This window comes from Synechocystis sp. CACIAM 05 (assembly GCF_010222815.1).
Lineage (GTDB): Bacteria > Cyanobacteriota > Cyanobacteriia > Cyanobacteriales > Microcystaceae > Synechocystis.
The window spans coordinates 177,150-194,017 of sequence record NZ_CP019225.1; the positions used below are offsets into that span (position 1 = coordinate 177,150).

Annotated in this window: 17 protein-coding genes and 1 tRNA gene; 11 read left to right on the forward strand and 7 right to left on the reverse strand. The window is 49.2% G+C overall.

All coding sequences use genetic code 11. From position 1 onward, the window contains the following. Window positions 1–119: 119 nt before the first annotated feature. Window positions 120–476, forward strand: a complete 357-nt coding sequence (locus BWK47_RS00865) for an iron-sulfur cluster assembly accessory protein (protein WP_010871376.1) — start codon at window positions 120–122, stop codon at window positions 474–476. Window positions 477–561: 85 nt separating this feature from the next. Here the strand turns inward: BWK47_RS00865 and BWK47_RS00870 are convergent, their stop codons facing one another. The 4 genes from BWK47_RS00870 to BWK47_RS00885 form a co-directional block, all read right to left on the reverse strand. Further along, window positions 562–1,551, reverse strand: coding sequence for a DMT family transporter (locus BWK47_RS00870; RefSeq protein WP_162327206.1), 990 nt, complete (start codon window positions 1,549–1,551; stop codon window positions 562–564). A gap of 43 nt (window positions 1,552–1,594) precedes the next feature. Further along, on the reverse strand, window positions 1,595–2,263 hold the full coding sequence (locus BWK47_RS00875) for an HAS-barrel domain-containing protein (RefSeq protein WP_162327207.1): 669 nt from the start codon (window positions 2,261–2,263) through the stop codon (window positions 1,595–1,597). A 125-nt stretch (window positions 2,264–2,388) separates the two neighbouring features. Beyond that, window positions 2,389–3,171, reverse strand: coding sequence for an ABC transporter ATP-binding protein (locus BWK47_RS00880; RefSeq protein WP_162327208.1), 783 nt, complete (start codon window positions 3,169–3,171; stop codon window positions 2,389–2,391). A gap of 46 nt (window positions 3,172–3,217) precedes the next feature. Next, the gene (locus tag BWK47_RS00885) at window positions 3,218–5,509 is read right to left on the reverse strand and encodes a mechanosensitive ion channel family protein (protein WP_237269729.1); all 2,292 of its coding nucleotides are present in this window, start codon (window positions 5,507–5,509) and stop codon (window positions 3,218–3,220) included. A 235-nt stretch (window positions 5,510–5,744) separates the two neighbouring features. Between BWK47_RS00885 and folK the strand changes: the two genes are divergently transcribed. Beyond that, the gene (gene folK / locus BWK47_RS00890; RefSeq protein WP_010871381.1) at window positions 5,745–6,332 is read left to right on the forward strand and encodes a 2-amino-4-hydroxy-6-hydroxymethyldihydropteridine diphosphokinase; all 588 of its coding nucleotides are present in this window, start codon (window positions 5,745–5,747) and stop codon (window positions 6,330–6,332) included. A gap of 164 nt (window positions 6,333–6,496) precedes the next feature. Here folK and BWK47_RS00895 read toward each other — a convergent pair. After that, window positions 6,497–6,570: transfer RNA gene (locus BWK47_RS00895), tRNA-Pro, on the reverse strand. 79 nt (window positions 6,571–6,649) lie between these two features. On the opposite strand from BWK47_RS00895, the gene BWK47_RS00900 reads away from it, so the two are divergent. After that, the gene (locus BWK47_RS00900; RefSeq protein WP_162327210.1) at window positions 6,650–7,435 is read left to right on the forward strand and encodes a DUF429 domain-containing protein; all 786 of its coding nucleotides are present in this window, start codon (window positions 6,650–6,652) and stop codon (window positions 7,433–7,435) included. Here BWK47_RS00900 and BWK47_RS00905 read toward each other — a convergent pair. Next, window positions 7,432–8,436 carry an alpha-E domain-containing protein gene (locus BWK47_RS00905; RefSeq protein ID WP_162327211.1) on the reverse strand — a complete coding sequence of 335 codons (1,005 nt, stop codon included), beginning with the start codon at window positions 8,434–8,436 and terminating at the stop codon, window positions 7,432–7,434. The genes BWK47_RS00900 and BWK47_RS00905 overlap by 4 nt on opposite strands. Before the next feature lie 323 nt (window positions 8,437–8,759). On the opposite strand from BWK47_RS00905, the gene BWK47_RS00910 reads away from it, so the two are divergent. The 5 genes from BWK47_RS00910 (at window position 8,760) to BWK47_RS00930 (ending at window position 12,929) form a co-directional block, all read left to right on the forward strand. After that, window positions 8,760–9,407, forward strand: coding sequence for a Uma2 family endonuclease (locus BWK47_RS00910; RefSeq protein ID WP_162327212.1), 648 nt, complete (start codon window positions 8,760–8,762; stop codon window positions 9,405–9,407). 97 nt (window positions 9,408–9,504) lie between these two features. Further along, on the forward strand, window positions 9,505–10,929 hold the full coding sequence (lpdA, locus tag BWK47_RS00915) for a dihydrolipoyl dehydrogenase (protein ID WP_162327213.1): 1,425 nt from the start codon (window positions 9,505–9,507) through the stop codon (window positions 10,927–10,929). A 3-nt stretch (window positions 10,930–10,932) separates the two neighbouring features. Further along, window positions 10,933–11,424, forward strand: a complete 492-nt coding sequence (locus tag BWK47_RS00920; protein WP_010871386.1) for a CRR6 family NdhI maturation factor — start codon at window positions 10,933–10,935, stop codon at window positions 11,422–11,424. A 58-nt stretch (window positions 11,425–11,482) separates the two neighbouring features. Continuing rightward, on the forward strand, window positions 11,483–12,241 hold the full coding sequence (locus BWK47_RS00925) for a HEAT repeat domain-containing protein (protein ID WP_204250441.1): 759 nt from the start codon (window positions 11,483–11,485) through the stop codon (window positions 12,239–12,241). Between the two features lie 67 nt (window positions 12,242–12,308). Beyond that, window positions 12,309–12,929 (forward strand): flavin prenyltransferase UbiX, encoded by a 621-nt coding sequence (locus tag BWK47_RS00930; protein WP_162327215.1) that lies wholly within the window; start codon window positions 12,309–12,311, stop codon window positions 12,927–12,929. A 118-nt stretch (window positions 12,930–13,047) separates the two neighbouring features. On the opposite strand, the gene BWK47_RS00935 is transcribed toward BWK47_RS00930, so the two are convergent. Next, the gene (locus tag BWK47_RS00935; RefSeq protein ID WP_158299065.1) at window positions 13,048–13,188 is read right to left on the reverse strand and encodes a hypothetical protein; all 141 of its coding nucleotides are present in this window, start codon (window positions 13,186–13,188) and stop codon (window positions 13,048–13,050) included. Between the two features lie 46 nt (window positions 13,189–13,234). Between BWK47_RS00935 and BWK47_RS00940 the strand changes: the two genes are divergently transcribed. From BWK47_RS00940 to BWK47_RS00950, 3 genes are all read left to right on the forward strand, one after another. Then, the gene (locus tag BWK47_RS00940) at window positions 13,235–13,615 is read left to right on the forward strand and encodes a DUF7682 family zinc-binding protein (protein WP_010871389.1); all 381 of its coding nucleotides are present in this window, start codon (window positions 13,235–13,237) and stop codon (window positions 13,613–13,615) included. Window positions 13,616–13,695: 80 nt separating this feature from the next. Next, window positions 13,696–14,181, forward strand: coding sequence for a universal stress protein (locus tag BWK47_RS00945; protein WP_162327216.1), 486 nt, complete (start codon window positions 13,696–13,698; stop codon window positions 14,179–14,181). Window positions 14,182–14,256: 75 nt separating this feature from the next. Then, entirely contained in the window at window positions 14,257–16,809 is a 2,553-nt protein-coding gene (locus BWK47_RS00950) for an EAL domain-containing protein (protein WP_237269730.1), read from the forward strand. Window positions 16,810–16,868 lie beyond the last annotated feature (59 nt).

Here is a 16,868-nt window from a genome sequence, read left to right on the forward strand (position 1 = left end):
TTGTTGCCATAGGGAATTTCCGCCCACAGCCTCCCCCGTTGTCGCTAAGATGGAAACTAAAGCTGTTGAATTTACTTTTAATTTTCCTCTAACTTTTGCATAGGAGTTCAAGCCTAACCATGAGCCAAGCCACCGCCACCCAAGCCAAAGGCATCCAACTTTCCGATGCGGCCCTCAAACACCTCCTGGCCCTGAAAGAACAACAGGGCAAAGATCTTTGTTTACGGGTGGGGGTACGTCAAGGGGGCTGTTCTGGCATGTCCTACATGATGGACTTTGAAGAACCGAACCGGGCAACGGAACATGATGAAGTGTTTGACTATGAAGGTTTTCAGATTATCTGCGACCGGAAAAGTTTGCTATATCTCTATGGTTTAATGCTGGACTACAGCAATGCCCTCATTGGTGGAGGGTTCCAGTTTACCAATCCTAATGCTAATCAAACCTGTGGTTGTGGTAAATCCTTTGGGGTTTAAATTTTCATTCTAGTTTTGGCGATCGAACGGTAAAAACACCAGAAAAAATTAGGGTAGGAGTAGTGGCTCCTGCTCTTTTTTTTTGCTACTTTAGGGAATTTTTTCCCGTACTGGGACTAACTTTTTCGTAGTTGAGCAAGGCAATGCTAAACGTAACCAGGCATACCCCGAAAATTTGGATATTGGTGAGGCTTTCTTGAATAGCTAATCCTGCTAGTACCACCGTCAAAGCGGGATTGGTTGCCCCAATAATAGCCGCTCGACTGGCACCGATTAAATGGATACCCCAGTTATTGAGCACATGGCCCGCCAAAGTAAATAAAGCGGACAACAAGGAACCAATGGTGATGGCAAGCCAGGGTAAATTACCTTCATCGGGTTGCCAAATGATTAGACAAAGAATGGACAGAATTAACGTGGTGGCAAAACTGATCCAGGTGAAGGGAACGGGATGGAGTCTTTGAAAGCTCCTTTGGGCAAATACCGTATAGCCTGCATAGACAATGCCCGAAGCAATGCCTGTGCTAACGCCCAAAACTAAAGTTTGTTGCTCGCCACCGTAGGCATAGGGAATGGTTAAAAATGTGCCGATTAAAGTTAAACCAATCACTAACCAACGCAATAAACTGGGAACATCGTTAAATAACCGCCATGCTAATAATGCAGTAAAGATTGGGTAAGTAAAAAATAGAGTGATGGCGATACCAGTGGGAATAAAGCTAATGGAAATGTAGAGTAAGACTAGGTAGAGAAACATTAAAAATCCACAACCCATGGCCTCCCAAATTACCGGACGATTAACTGGTTGTTTTAGTTGATTAATTTCCCGCCAGGTATTGCCATAAAGACGTTGGGAAATTAAGGCCATGACGGGCACTACCCAAAGCATTCTTAATAGTAGGAGAAGAAAAGAGTGGCTCAGGGTAGGGGTTACAAAACCCCCAACTTGCCAAATTCCCAAAATATTTTGCTGGGAATATAAAATCCGGACAATGACGTTATGAAAACAAAAGAAGATAGCGGCGAGGAGGACTATCAATAGTCCTGTCAGATTAACATTAGATAAAATTCGCATAATTCTTTGGTGCCGCTACTCCGAAATGGGACCATCGTCGTCCCTAAAAATGAACTTGACCAAGGATATGGCGTAGGCGATCGTAGTCATCTTTGAGGAGCAAGCTAAGGTGACGGCCGACGGTTACTAGCCAGGCCCGATCGCCTTGACGGAGTAGATAAATTTCCCTTAGAGCAGCCGCAATCAGAGCATCCACGGGGGCATCGGTAATTTGCAAAAGAATTCGCAAAAAATCAGGGGAATTAGTAAACTCCATTACTTCTTGGCGATCGCACTGGAACACAGCTTGGTGAATTTGGGGCGGACGAGGCGGTAAATAGTGAAACACCCTACCGGAGATGGGACCGCGACCATTAAGACCGGACTCTTGGCTCTGGAAACCCACGATCGCCGCTTGAAATTCCGTGGTTAACATGGCAAAAATTTGGGGCTGCTGTTCCCGCAATTCCCCCAGGGAAAGACCTAGGGCCCTGGCCCGATGAATGGAATCGATGGGCATGGTGGTGGCATAACTAACCACCGCAAAAATGGTATTACCAGAATCTTCATCTGTGGCCTTCACCCAACTACCAAAGGCAGGCATGGTGGGAAAATTCAATTCTTCCGGTTCCAGACATTGGGCTAAAAAGCCAGTGGTGCTGGTTTCAATTACCTCCGCAATATGGTGGGGATGGCGTTCATCAAGGCTAAATTGAACTGGTGACGAGGGCATAAAACTAGCAAAATCAAAGAATAATTATGAGATTTAAGAATTAATTTAGAGTTATCGAGATTTTACTAAAGCTGATTTAAAATTAATTAGATTGAGGTTAAATTAAAACTTCATTAAAACAATAATTAACTAATCGGGCCATCAATGCTACCGGAGAAAAATTGCTTCAATAAAGGGTGGTCAGATTTGTAGGCATCCGCTGTGGAACCATCCCACTGAATTTTGCCATCGTAAAGAAAAATAATCCGGTCGGTGGTGTTATCAATAGTACTGAATTGGTGGGTAACAATTAGGTAACAACAACAAACATGATCTTGGCTGAGCAGGTGACGAATTAAACTCTCGATCCTAGTGGATGCCACCGGGTCTAACCCAGCGGTGGGTTCATCGTAAAGCAAAATATTTTTATATTGCTGATGTTGTTCCGGATTGATGACGATCGCCCGGGCCAAACTGACCCGTTTACGCATGCCACCGGACAATTCTGCTGGGAATCGATCGCCAATGCCCGGCAAGCCCACCAACTCTAAATTTTCTTCCACAATGGCCCTAATTTCCCTCGGCCGTAGGTCTGAATCTCGGTAGAGGGTAAAGCCGACATTTTCCGCCACAGTGAGGGAATCAAACAGGGCCGATTGCTGAAATACTAAACCCACTCCTAAAGCTTTTTCTCCTTCTTCAATGGAACGTTGACGGCGATGACCATGGACAATTACCTCGCCACTGTCGGGGGTTAGTAAGCCGGCCACAATGCGCAAAATAGTTGATTTGCCCGTCCCCGATGGCCCAATTACCCCCACTGCTTCCCCTGGGTAAATTTTCAGGTCCACATCATCGAGGATCACTTTTCGGCCAAAGCTTTGGCTCACGCCGCGGAATTCAATAATGGGCTGGACTGGTTCACTCATGGGCTTTTGAACGAAAGGAGGTGGCCGGCATTAGTAGAGTTAGAGGCTAATTATATTCCTTGGGAAAATTTGGCCCCAAGGCGATCGCCCCGGGAGAGTGATCAGTTTTACCATTGCTATGACTACTTTTTTGACCGTGGTGATGATACACAATCCTTTGCTGGGGGGCACCCAGGGCAATACCAGCCAGCTCAAATGCCTTTTTCATCCTGAGACGAAATTCTCGACCCACGGGCCAATGCTGCCCTGCTTGGGTTTTAATCCATACCTGGAGCCGAATGCCCTTAGAGGCAATGTCGTCCACCCCCAAAATAGCGGCCGGTTCCAAAATTTTCTCTTGCCAAAGTGGATCTTCCCGCATTTGTTCAGAAACTACCCGAATTAAATTGAGGGCTTTATCCACATTGCTGGACTGGTCAATTTCCACAATAAATTCCGCCCGGGACCAGTCCTTGGTCAAATTTTGGACTACGGAAATTTTACCGTTGGGAATGGTGCTCAAACGGCCTTCGGGGCCCCGCAACTGGGTAATGTAAATATTCATATTTTCCACCAGACCAAACACATCCCCAATTTGCACCACGTCACCGATGGCATAGCGGTCTGTCCAAAGAATTAGCGTGCCATTGAGCATATCTTCTACCACGTTGCGCCCCAGAAAAGCTAGCACAAAGGCAACTCCGCCAAAACTAGCTAACACCAAAGGATTAATGCCAAATAGCCAAATGGTGCCTAGAATACCGAGAATGGTCAATAGTACTGAAATTCCTCCCTTGATGGCCGGGGAATAGGTCATAACCCTAAGGGTGTAACGGTTAGAATGCTCATTATAAGATTGCTGTTCCTTCGCCCAATTATTGAGCAAACCATCGACGAAAATACCGCACACCTTATCAATTAAAGTTACCCCGATCCAAAGCAGGGGAAAATACATGGCTTGGCCAATAAATAGCAAAGTAAATGGCCTGGTGGAGGGAAAAACATAGACGATGAAGGCTCCCACAATAAAAATGCAGGAAATTTGGAGCCACAACAAAATCCAACACATCAACACAGCCAAGTTGCGACGTTGTTTGAGCAGGGTTTGTCGCCGTAAATTTGAGCTAGCTAAATCACCGATGTTTTGCCAGGCATGGTTAACCCGGTCCCTGACTTGATCAGCTAGGGGCACATATAGGGGAAAATTCCGCTCCTTGGACGGCGATCCATGACCATTTTGTCCTTCTTCTTCTTGGCGATCGGGGCCAAGTTCTGGAAACTCCGAAACTTCTTGGCTGGCTAGGCGTACTGATTCTGCACTTTCCGCCTCAATGTCTTTGGTGATGGACTGGGCTAAAACTTTTAACTCTTGACGTAGATAGCGGTCCCGACGGTGAAAGAAAGAGCGAATTAAACCCATAATCGTGACGATCGCCAGGGCCACCACCATGAAAGCGCCACTGATGTAATAGCGGTCCCAGGGATGTTGATGATCTAGTTCGTGACCCCATAAAGCCCGGTCAAAACTACCTTGTATCCTGTCGCGCCACTCGTGAGCCAGGAGATTAATGGGCTTACCATTAATAATTTCATCAGTTTGGTTGACCGTAACAATGGTTTGCTGAGCTAGGCCAAGGCTTGGCTGACTAGGCACAAAAATTACCGTCTCATTATTCTGAATACCCACTTCCACATTGGGAGTAAAGGGATGGATTTCATCAACGGCTACATTGCCTAGATTCGGTGCCGGAGAAGAAATAATCCGAATTGCATTCTGGGGCGCTCTACGGAAAGAAGTGGTAGGGGTTCGCCGCTCCACTGAACTGCTTTCCTGGTTGTTTTGGTTAATTTCGGGCGCGGTGGTGGTGGAGTCTCGGGAGTTAGGGAGAGCGGGGCTTGTTCCCTGCCAATTACTTGGGTTGGAGTGATAGCCAAGGCGAGATTCCCTCAGGTCAAACACCTTGGAGCGGAGAAACTGCACGTCCTTCTCGGGAATTTCCACCGTATTTAAGCTAATTAACCGAGAATAGATCGAATTAAAAATCGATTCCACTTGCTTAGCCCGATTTTCAATGGCCTGGGCGGCCGCTTGGGAACTTTCCTCTGGATTGGGAATTAAACCCACAGTGAAGGTGACCTGGGAACTGCCCTGCAAAAACACATCACTGCACCAGAGCCGGCCACAACGTCTTGCTTTATTGGTATCCCACCAAGGGGTGCTAGAAGTATTCTGACTGCCATTGTTTCCTCCCGAAGAAAGGGTTATTTGCGCTGTAGCAGGGGGGATGAGCACCGCTAGGGTGAAGGCCAAGAGACCCAGCAGAATCAGACGCTTGACGGTGGCAAATCGGCAACCCATAGGCATGTTGGGGTTTTTGTAACGTTTTCGTAAAAATTCACCGCCATCTTAGCAGTGAGTACACTTCCAAAATAGTTAATATAAACTATTATTGTTCTCTGGGTTGGCGATTGGGGTGAAAATCGGTTTAGACTCCGTGACAAGCCTGACAAATCCCTGGAGTGGCCAATGATGTCGGGGAGCTTGGGGTTAGAAGTTTTTGGTAGGATAGAATCGATTGTTTGTCCCTATTTCTATGGCTCCTGTCTCCCCCACAGATTTTCCGCAACAATGCCATGGGGCAGTGGTAGGCTTGGGGGGCAATATTGGCCCAGTGCTGGATAATCTCCAAGGGGCGATCGCCGAGTTGGCCTTGGTAGCGGGCATTGAAGTGGAGCGCTGTTCTAGTTGGTACCGTAGCCGAGCTTTTGGGCCGCCGCAGCCCGACTATATCAATGGCTGTGTGACGTTACGGGTCAGTTTATCCCCCCCAGAGTTGTTGCAAACTTTACTGGCGATCGAGCAAAAATTTGGCCGCATTCGTTTGGAAAAATGGGGACCCCGCACCTTAGATCTGGATTTAATTTTCTACGGCGATCGCCAATTGGAACAGGCTAGACTGACCATTCCCCACCCGCAAATGCAATACAGACCATTTGTACTAGTTCCCCTGGCGGAAATTGCCCCGGACTGGGTTGATCCTCGGTCGGGGAAAACCATTATTCAACTAATTGAGCAGGTGGATTGCACTGCGGTTTGGCCAGTGGCTCCAGGGCTGGAACTAGGGGGGAGTCTGGAACCAGAGCAAGTTTTTGCGCCGGGTGCTGTGGCGGTTCACGGATAACATTGTGAAGAGTGCTCCACAAAAACATCCTTGACCGGACGGAAAACTTCAAAAAGCATTGAGTTACAACATTATTCAATAGTTCACTGCCAAGCCAATGGTCACCATGGGAAAAGCCTCCCCCGGAAGCTTATAATGCTTGCAGAGAAGGCTTTTCAGCTGAATCGGAGCGGCGGGATTTGAACCCACGACCCCCACTACCCCAAAGTGGTGCGCTACCAAGCTGCGCTACGCCCCGAATTTCACAGACTCTAATCTTAGTCCTCCCCTGTGGCCCTTGGCAAGTTTTTTGGCAAATATTTTCGAGTGTTTATTTGATGAAATTTATTGGCATTGATTTGGGTTGGCGTTCTGGGGAGAGTGGACTATGTCGTTTGCAACTGCAATCAACCCCCACTGGCGATCGCCTAGGGATTGAAGACCTTACCTGTCGCTTGAGTTTGGAGGAAATTTTCGCCTGGCTGGACAAAGGTTTAGGTGAAGCGGAGGGAGCCATGGTGGCGGTGGATGCTCCGACCATTATTCCCAATCAGACTGGGACTCGTTTGCCCGATCGCCTGACCCATAAATATTTTGGCAAGTACCATGCGGGTTGTTATCCGGCCAATTTGGGCCGACCTTTTGCCGAAAGAACCACCGGAGTGGGCAAATTACTAGAAGAAAGGGGGTTTCTCCATGCCCCGGAGATTCAAGCCCAACGGCAAGGGCGTTACCAAATTGAAGTATTTCCCCACCCTGCCATGGTGCAACTTTTTCAGCTAGAGCGGATCATCAAATACAAGAAAGGGAGTCTAGCCAAAAAAAGACAGGGTTTGCTGGAATTACAGTCCTACATTGAAAATATTTTGCCCCAACTAACCCCGGCTCTGGACCTTACCCTCCCCCCTGGTATGGAACCTTGGCGATCGCCATTGACCTTGAACGGCAAGGAATTGAAACACCAGGAAGACCAATGGGATAGTTTAATTTGTGCTTATATTGGCGCTTATTGGTGGTACTGGGGTCGAGAACGGAACTGGGTTTTGGGCGATGAAAGTACGGGCTATATTGTGGTGCCCACCTTAGGTGCTGACCAACCCGTACCGGATGCAGAGAAAAACTAAAAACTAGCTAAGGATTGCTGTTGGGTCTGACCTTGACTTTGCACTGGCATAGGCGACAACACCGGCTCATTGACAAAGAACGTCTGGGCCATTTTAACCCCCACTTCGTTTACCCTAGCTTGAATCTCCTCCAGGAATTCGTGTAGCCCTTGGCTAATAACATCTTCGATGGTGATGTAGCCCATTTCTCCACAAAGCCGACCCAGGGCCCTCTCTGCCTCATTGCGCCAGGAACCGAGGGGCGTACCAGTAACTTCATGCAATGACTGTTGTACTTGGAGTAGACAAAAATGGATAGAACGGGGAAATTTGGGGTGCAAAATCAGAAAGCTGGCCACGTTGGCAGGGGTAATGCGCCGCTGGCTCTTGCGATACATTTCGTAGGCACTGGCGGATTTGAGTAGGGCAATCCATTCCACCTGATCCAGGGGAGTGCCGACCCATTCCACCGAAGGCAGCAGGTAGTAATATTTCACATCCAAAATGCGGGCGGTTTTGTCAGCCCTTTCCTGCAAACGTCCCATCTGGCCAAAATGCCAAGCTTCGTTATGGGTCATGGTGGCGTCCATAATGCCGGCAAAGCGATGACTAGATAGTTTCACCCGCGCAAAAAAGTCGGCAATGTTGGCCGGAGGGCGATCGCCAGCTTCTTTGACCATAAGGTAAAAGCGATTAATTTCTTCCCACATCTCCGAAGAAATAATTTCCCGAATGGAGCGGGCATTTTCCCTGGCCATGTTCAGGCAGGAAAGGATGGAGTTGGAGTAATGCTGATCAAAGGTGAGGAATTGGATCACATTAGCCTTGGTGACTTCGCCGTAATGCTGTTTGAAAAAGCTCAAATCCCCAGTGGTCATAACCAAAGGCTCCCACTGCTGTTGGGCACCGTAGGGTAAATCCAACATTAGGTAAAGGTTCACATCCACAAAGCGAGCAATATTTTCCGCCCGCTCGATGTAGCGATTCAGCCAGTAAACGGAGTCAGCAACACGGCTTAGCATAGTTTTAGGTTTTTTCCAATTACGGATTACGGATCCAGGGCCCATTGTACAAAGCCGTTGGTGGTTCAATATGTTGCCATTCTGACGAAATTGTCGAGGCTTTTCCCCTGTATAAAAACCTAGTCCGCCCTAAAGCTCCCACTTCCCCCCTGGCGATCGGATCTTTGTGGAAACTGCAGGCTTGGCCAAGCCTAGGGAGCAATACTGCAGGTGAAGCAAAAATAACGGTTTAGACTACCAGGGAGAAGGAAAAACAGTGAAAATGCCAAACTTTGATGGGGTGTTAGAATCGGGCCACATTTGAGCGTTTGGAGCTCCAGGCCATGACCGCCGCCCTCGACCAAATCATTATTTATCCCGATAGTGATGGACAACCAATGGCAGACAATACCCTACAGTTCCGCTGGATTGTACTGATTAAGGAAAATTTGGAATGTGTTTTTCGAGATAGTCCAGATGTGTTTGTGGCGGGGGATTTGTTGTGGTATCCGGTGGAAAGACACCCAGAAATACGGGTTGCCCCTGATGTGATGGTGGTTGTTGGTCGGCCTAAGGGGGAGCGGGGTTCCTACCAACAGTGGCAAGAAGAAAATATTGGGCCCCAAGTCGTGTTTGAAATTTTATCGCCGGGTAATAGATTAAAGGAAATGGCAAAAAAATTGGTCTTTTATGAACAGTACGGAGTAGAAGAATACTACATTTATGATCCTGAACGGGTTGATTTTACGGGATATGAGCGGCAAGGGGAAAATTTTGTTGTGATTGAAACTATTCATGATTGGGTCAGCCCCCGTTTAGGAATACGTTTTGTCCTAACCCAGGAACAGTTGGAAATTTATGATCCCCAAGGAAATCGTTTTTTGACAACAATAGAATTTTCGGAGCGGGCTAAGCTTGCGGAGCAGGAAAATGAACGGTTAAGGGAGTTATTACGACAGGCCGGTATTTCTGATGGATTGAGGTCGAACTAATCGAAGACAATGGGCGATCGCCAGGACGGGGGCAACTTTCCAGAGGTTGCCCTTAACCCCTAAACTAAAGTCTTGACAGATTGAGGTGCAAGCAACGATGAGTCAGGATTTTGATTACGATTTGGTGATTATTGGCGCTGGCGTTGGCGGCCATGGGGCTGCTCTCCACGCCGTTAAATGTGGTCTGAAAACCGCCATCATCGAAGCTAAAGATATGGGCGGCACCTGTGTGAATCGGGGTTGTATCCCTTCCAAAGCTCTCCTCGCCGCCTCCGGTCGGGTGCGGGAAATGTCCGACCAAGATCATTTGCAACAACTAGGTATCCAGATCAATGGCGTTACCTTCACCAGGGAGGCGATCGCTGCCCATGCCAACGACCTTGTGAGTAAAATCCAATCTGACCTGACCAATAGCCTCACCCGTCTCAAAGTCGATACCATCCGGGGTTGGGGTAAGGTATCCGGCTCTCAGGAAGTGACGGTGATCGGGGAGAACGAAACTCGCATCCTCAAAGCAAAAGAGATCATGCTGTGCCCAGGCTCGGTACCCTTTGTGCCCCCCGGCATTGAAATTGACCATAAAACTGTCTTTACCAGTGACGAAGCAGTGAAGTTGGAAACGTTGCCCCAGTGGATTGCCATCATTGGTAGTGGTTACATTGGCTTGGAATTTTCCGACGTTTACACCGCCCTGGGCTGTGAAGTGACCATGATTGAAGCCCTGCCGGATCTGATGCCAGGGTTTGATCCGGAAATTGCCAAAATTGCCGAACGGGTGCTGATTAAATCCCGGGATATTGAAACCTATACCGGCGTATTTGCCACCAAAATCAAAGCAGGTTCCCCGGTGGAAATTGAACTCACCGATGCCAAAACAAAAGAAGTGATTGACACCCTGGAAGTGGATGCTTGTTTAGTCGCCACCGGCCGCATTCCTGCCACCAAAAATTTAGGGCTGGAAACGGTGGGAGTGGAAACCGATCGCCGGGGTTTCATTGAAGTTAACGACCAAATGCAAGTGATTAAGGATGGCAAACCGGTGCCCCATCTCTGGGCGGTGGGAGATGCCACGGGCAAAATGATGCTGGCCCATGCCGCTTCTGGCCAAGGAGTGGTGGCAGTGGAAAATATCTGCGGCCGCAAAACTGAGGTGGATTACCGGGCCATTCCGGCGGCGGCCTTTACTCACCCCGAAATTAGCTACGTGGGCCTAACGGAAGCTCAGGCCAAAGAGCTGGGGGAAAAGGAAGGGTTTGTGGTCAGCACCGCCAAAACTTACTTTAAGGGGAACTCCAAAGCCCTGGCAGAAAAGGAAACCGACGGCATTGCTAAAGTAGTTTACCGCCAGGACACCGGGGAATTATTGGGTGCCCATATCATCGGCATCCATGCGTCCGACCTAATCCAAGAGGCGGCCCAGGCGATCGCCGACCGCAAATCAGTGCGGGAATTGGCCTTCCATGTCCATGCCCACCCCACCCTGTCGGAAGTGTTGGACGAAGCCTATAAACGGGCGGTTTAAACCATGGTCACCATCACCGTTACCCCAGAGCAACTGAGTAGTTTGGACCTTTCCCCAGTGCAATCGTGGCTGGAGCGGGCCATTAGTCTTAACCTGAACCGCATTGACGAATCTGCCCTGGCCACCATCGAAAAACAGGTACAGTTCGACATTCAATTTGCCAGGGAAGAAGGCGATCCCAGGGAATTATCAGAGATTCCCGAAGTTCGTCTGTGGTTTATCCGTCTAGATAGCGTTTATCCCTGGTTTCCCCTGTGTTTGGATTGGCAGGCCGGGGAATTTACCAGGTATGCTGCCATGCTGGTTCCCCACGAATTCCATCGGGTGGATGGCATCCAGTTCAATCCTGAAGCTCTGGATCTGTTCATTATGGGTAGGGTATTTGTGTTAGCGGACTGGTTAAAAAAATATCAACTCCCAGCCCAGTTCCGCCTCAAGTCCTTGGCTCAACTGTTGGGCTACGATTTGGACGACAATTTTTTGGCCCAGTTGTAGGGGAGTTTGCAAATAGGACGGACTAACCCCGGCCCCTAGCCTAGGGTGGGGAAATTTCGTGAGAAAATATGGAGCTATGCGTAACCAAGATGATCTGCTACTGGAGGATTCCTGGGTTGATCCCCTGGATCAATTAGATGACGACGTAGCCCCTCCACCTCCGGACCCTGATGAAATGTTGGTGTTTCTGACCAGTAGAGAAGCCCCACAGAGGATGCTGGCGGCCCGGGCTTTTTGTGAAATTGCCGATCGCCGGGCGGTGGAGCCGTTGATCAATTTATTAGGGGATAGCTGTCCCCTGGTGCGGGTGAGTGCGGCCTATGCGTTGGGGCGTAATACGGACCCGACCATAGTGGAACCGCTAATTCAAAGTTTGCAAACAGATTTCAATGGTTATGTCCGCAAGGGATTGGTCTGGGCCTTGGGAAATTGTGGCGATCGCCGGGCCCTAGCGCCCTTGATCCATGCCCTCAAAACCGACATTTCCGCCGTGCGCCTCTGGAGTGCCAGCAGTTTGCCTAACATTGCCAAATTGGCCTACGAAGATGTGATTGCCACCATTCCCCCGTTGATTGAGGGACTGAGGAGGGACAAAATGGCCGCTGTCCGCAGTAACTGTGCCTGGGCAGTGGGGCAACTATGCCGGGAATTGCCTTCCAATGTGGTCTATGCCACGGCGATCGATGCCTTGCTGGAAGCCCTAGTGGAAGATGAAGATTTTGGCGTCAAGGAAGATGCAAAATCCGCCCTACTGCGACTGGGGGACGCTCGGGGACTACAGATGATTGAAGACCTGGAAATGGACGGACTGATCTAATACGTCGATTGGTTTGTAAAGATATGCAAAGGGAAATAATTAAAAATTAACTAAAAATCAACACACCATGGCACAACCTTTGATTTTGGGGGTCAGCGGTGCCTCTGGGCTAATTTATGCCGTCAGAGCCATCAAGCATTTACTGGCGGCGGATTACACCATCGAACTGGTGGCTTCCCGAGCCAGCTACCAAGTTTGGCAAGCGGAACAAAATATTCAAATGCCAGGGGAACCCTCCGCCCAGGCAGAATTTTGGCGCTATCAGGCTGGGGTAGAAAAGGGTGGCAAACTGATTTGTCACCGTTGGGGAGATGTGGGGGCCACCATTGCCAGTGGTTCCTACCGTTGCGCCGGCATGGTAGTGCTGCCCTGTAGCATGAGCACCGTGGCTAAATTGGCGGTGGGCATGAGTTCCGATCTATTGGAGCGGGCGGCGGATGTGCAAATCAAAGAAGGTAAACCCTTGGTGGTGGTGCCCAGGGAAACGCCCTTAAGTTTGATCCATCTGCGCAATCTCACTAGTTTGGCCGAGGCTGGAGTCCGCATTGTGCCCGCCATTCCCGCTTGGTATCATCAACCCCAATCGGTGGAAGATTTAGTGGATTTTGTGGTGGCTAGGGCCTTGGATCAATTGGCGATCAACTGTGTGCCCCTCCAGCGTTGGCAAGGGGGTATGGAAGGGGAGTGACGGATTTACTTAGGCTCTGAGGGTAAGTCCTTCTGATGAGTCGATTATGAGGGAAGTGTAAGTCCAAATCCCCCAACCTTGCCGGAGCTTTAGTGAAAATAGTTGGGGGACAAAGGCTTTAGTGATCGCTCGGTGCGCCATGGTTGGGATTAGCCGTTAAGCTAGAGAAAAACCGCCCAGTGTCGGCGGCTGTGGGCAAAGTTTGGCATTGCCGCCAGAAAAGCTGACGGGAGGTGGTTAATTGATAAGCGGTTGTCAAGCGGTTTGTTCTACAGATTCTTACCCTCCACCCAACTGTAAACACCATGGCAAGACGTAAAAAAACTTTTCCCTGTGGCCATAAGGGTTATGGTCAAGAATGTCATCGCTGTGTGCAAAAACACATTGACCAAGAGGAAAGGAAACATTCCCGCGACGCTTGGAAAGCCACCTTTGCTGAAGATCCCATTGATCTGACCCATCTACCCAGAAATGTGGTGCTCAAAGCCAGACAAATTCTCGCAGGTTTGGCCAATCAACATGACTACCGCGAGTTTTACGGCAAACGTCTTAGGCACGATCGCCTAGTGATCAGTATTCCAGTTACTAGACATTACCGGCTTATTTGTCAGGACGATGGCGATCGCCTAGAACCAAAAGAAATCGTCTCCCACGAAGATTACAATGTATGTAAGCCAGGGCATTGAGCAAATCCCTTGGCCTGGCGGAGAAACTGCCTAAATTTGCCTCAATTATTGCCCATTGCCCCAAGCCTTGGAGGGTTACCTTGTTCAATAGAATTCTCGCTGCCTTGGATCTGTCCCCCGCAGGTCAAGAAGTTTTAGAAAAAGGTTTATCCCTCGCCAAGGTCTATGGCGCTTCCCTATTGTTGCTTCATGTCCTGTCGGCCGAAGAAGAAGGTAGTCCCCTACCCATCCCCGTCAATATGGATGAAATTTACCCCGCTGCGGGTAATGAGTTGACCATGGAGGTGTGGCAACAGCAATGGCAAACCTTTGAACAAGAAGGGTTAGATACCCTGGAAAAACGCCGTCAGCAAGCACTGGCTTTGGATATTGAATGCCAGGCGGAACAAATTTTGGGCAGTCCAGGTAAAATTATCTGCCAGCGTGCCAAACAGGATAATAGTGACATCATTGTGGTGGGGCACCGGGGCCGGTGGGGACTAAGCGAAATTCTCCTCGGTAGTGTGGGGAACTATGTCTTTCACCATGCCCACTGTTGCGTGTTTGTGGTGCCAACTCCGGACTGAGAGGCGATCGGACCCTGAAGTTAACCGGCGATCTTCCCAAAGTTAAATAAAACCATCCCCTGAGCCATGCCATCCATGAGTAACGATTCCATTGTCCGCCACGTCCTGGTCATTGAGGATCAGAAATCTCGTCGCATTGTTTCCCTAGAAGAAAACACCTACGACATCGGTCGGGACCCCAGCAGTGCCATCCCCATTTACGATCGCCAAGTTTCCCGTCACCACGCAACCCTGATCCGGGTTAACGACTATCAGAATCATCAATACACCTATAGATTAATTGACGGTAATCTCCAGGGAAAACGCAGCACCAATGGCGTGGTGATCAACGGTCAATATTGTCTTTCCCATGAGTTGGAGCACGGGGACGTAATTCGCTTTGGCAATCAGTCCAAAGCCAGCTACCACATTATGAATCTGACCACAGAATCGGAGGAGCAACCCTACGGAGCCGAACCTGTGTCAGTGGCGGCCAACCCAATCATGGGGGAAACCTATGTGGACCCCCTAAACTTTGCCATGGCTGACCACGGCTATGGAGAAGGGGCTGGATTTGACCATGAAGCGGTAGAAGTAGAGGAAGACTCTTCCTTTTCCACAGCGGTGGTCTATAACGATGAAATACCAGATGTCAGCCGCAGTGCTCCATTACCAAGTCATCGTCCACCGGCTTCCCTCAGCGAAAATAGTACCCAGTTAATTGTTGAGTTAACCACTGCGGGGCAGGTGCTCTACGCCAACGGGGCAACCAAAGCCTTATTTCCGGAACTAATGGCCATCCAGGCCCAACATCCCCTGATCCAAGGCCTCTCAAATTTATCCCTCACCAGGGAGGGCTTGCAGTTGGAACGGGATATTGCCATCGGCCAACAAATTTTTCATCAGCGGATTTTCCTTGGGCCAGACCGGAGCCGGTTACAGTGCTACAGCGAGGACGTGACCGAGTATCGCAAAATGGAGCAGGGGCTAAATGATCTCCACCATCGTTTGCAAGCCTATCGGGAATATAGCGCCACAGGTTTTCTGTTGGTGGATGCCCGCACCAAAACTGTGGTCGAAGCTAACAGTGCTTTTTGTCAGTTATTGGGCTATGAGGAATCGGAGGTTCTCGATTTCACCCTTTATCAGTTGATCGCCGCAGAACGGCCGGTGATTGAAGAACTATTAATTAACCTGGAAACCCAAAACTATCTATCGGTACCAGAACTAGAGTACCGCAACCGGGAAGGGCAAACGGTACAAGTCAAGGGGGAAGTGTATCGCCTACCGTGGGAGGACAGGGAGGTGTACTGTTTTGTCATGCGCACTCCCCGGGGTCGCCAGGGGTATTCAGAAACCTTGGCTAACCAGGCGTTGTATGACCCCATTAGTAAACTGCCCAACCGGGTAAATCTACAAAAGGAACTATCCCTCGCCATCGATGCGGCAGCCCACCACCAGCATCTCATGGGGGTGATGTTCATCCATTTAGAAATTCTCAATCGCATTAACCAGGCCTATGGCTTTGGCTTTGGGGATGAAGTATTTATGGCCTTCCACGGGGCGATCGCCGACTGTATGCGTTCCGGAGATACCGTAGGGCAATGGGATAGCAACACCCTAGTGATTATTCTGGCCAAGATAAAAAGCCCCCAGGATTCCATTCGTCTAGCGGAAAGAATTCTAGACCGCTTGAAAAATCCCATAACCGTGCGAGAAAGGGAATTTATTTTTAATATTAACATTGGCATTTCCGCCTACCCCAACGATGGTAACCGGGCCGAAGATTTACTCTCTCGAGCCAACGCCGCTCTGCAAAAATTGCGCCAAACTGGTTTTAATCATTATCAGTGCTACGATCCGAAATTTAGCACCGCCGCCCTCCATCAAGCCCGCCTAGAAAACCTTCTTCAACAGGCGATCGCCAAACGGCAACTTACCCTGCAATACCAACCCCAAATCCATCTCCAAAGTGGGGAAATCACCGCCATAGAAGCCCTACTCCGTTGGGAACATCCAGAAGTAGGGGAAATTGCCCCAGAAAAAATCATCCCCATTGCCGCCCGTAGCAATCTCATTTTTGAACTCAGCGATTGGATTTTTCGCACCGCCTGTCAACAAAATTTGGAGTGGCAAAAGGATGGTTTACCCCCTCGGGCGCTCGCCATTAATCTATCAGCTCGGGAATTTTATCGCCAAGACCTAGTGATGATGGTAGGTAAAACCCTAGAGGAAACCGGCTTAGATCCCCAATGGTTGGAGCTAGAAATTACCGAAAATACTCTGAGGCAACAACCAGCCAAGGCCCTGGCCATTCTCCAAGACCTCAAAACCTTTGGGGTTAGAATTGCCCTAGATGACTTCGGCCTAGGCCAAATGGGCATTGGTTTTGTCACCCAGTTTCCCTTCACCACCATCAAAATTCATCAAGGATTCATGGCCCGCTTGCGGGGCACCTCCCAGGAAATGGCCATTCTCCAATCCATATTTGCATTAAGTCAGGGCTTCCAATATCGTCTGGTGGCCGAAGGGATAGAAACCGATGCCCAACTGAGCTTGATCAAGCAACTACAATGCCAGGAAGTACAAGGATTTTTGTTGAGTCGCCCCCTGCGGAAACGGGAAATGGGACAATTTTTACAGAAATAATTACACCAAAGCTAAGTCCTATACCCACTTTTAAAACTAACCGCAACTTGCCATCATTG

Excerpts from the sequence above, each read along its gene's own strand:
- BWK47_RS00865 (WP_010871376.1), top strand. The coding sequence starts at position 120 with ATGAGCCAAGCCACCGCCACCCAAGCCAAAGGCATCCAACTTTCCGAT.
- BWK47_RS00885 (WP_237269729.1), bottom strand. The coding sequence starts at position 5,509 with ATGGGTTGCCGATTTGCCACCGTCAAGCGTCTGATTCTGCTGGGTCTC.
- BWK47_RS00940 (WP_010871389.1), top strand. The coding sequence starts at position 13,235 with ATGGCAAGACGTAAAAAAACTTTTCCCTGTGGCCATAAGGGTTATGGT.
- BWK47_RS00920 (WP_010871386.1), top strand. The coding sequence starts at position 10,933 with ATGGTCACCATCACCGTTACCCCAGAGCAACTGAGTAGTTTGGACCTT.
- folK (WP_010871381.1), top strand. The coding sequence starts at position 5,745 with ATGGCTCCTGTCTCCCCCACAGATTTTCCGCAACAATGCCATGGGGCA.
- BWK47_RS00880 (WP_162327208.1), bottom strand. The coding sequence starts at position 3,171 with ATGAGTGAACCAGTCCAGCCCATTATTGAATTCCGCGGCGTGAGCCAA.
- BWK47_RS00870 (WP_162327206.1), bottom strand. The coding sequence starts at position 1,551 with ATGCGAATTTTATCTAATGTTAATCTGACAGGACTATTGATAGTCCTC.
- BWK47_RS00900 (WP_162327210.1), top strand. The coding sequence starts at position 6,650 with ATGAAATTTATTGGCATTGATTTGGGTTGGCGTTCTGGGGAGAGTGGA.
- BWK47_RS00950 (WP_237269730.1), top strand. The coding sequence starts at position 14,257 with ATGAGTAACGATTCCATTGTCCGCCACGTCCTGGTCATTGAGGATCAG.
- BWK47_RS00905 (WP_162327211.1), bottom strand. The coding sequence starts at position 8,436 with ATGCTAAGCCGTGTTGCTGACTCCGTTTACTGGCTGAATCGCTACATC.
- BWK47_RS00910 (WP_162327212.1), top strand. The coding sequence starts at position 8,760 with ATGACCGCCGCCCTCGACCAAATCATTATTTATCCCGATAGTGATGGA.
- BWK47_RS00930 (WP_162327215.1), top strand. The coding sequence starts at position 12,309 with ATGGCACAACCTTTGATTTTGGGGGTCAGCGGTGCCTCTGGGCTAATT.
- lpdA (WP_162327213.1), top strand. The coding sequence starts at position 9,505 with ATGAGTCAGGATTTTGATTACGATTTGGTGATTATTGGCGCTGGCGTT.
- BWK47_RS00875 (WP_162327207.1), bottom strand. The coding sequence starts at position 2,263 with ATGCCCTCGTCACCAGTTCAATTTAGCCTTGATGAACGCCATCCCCAC.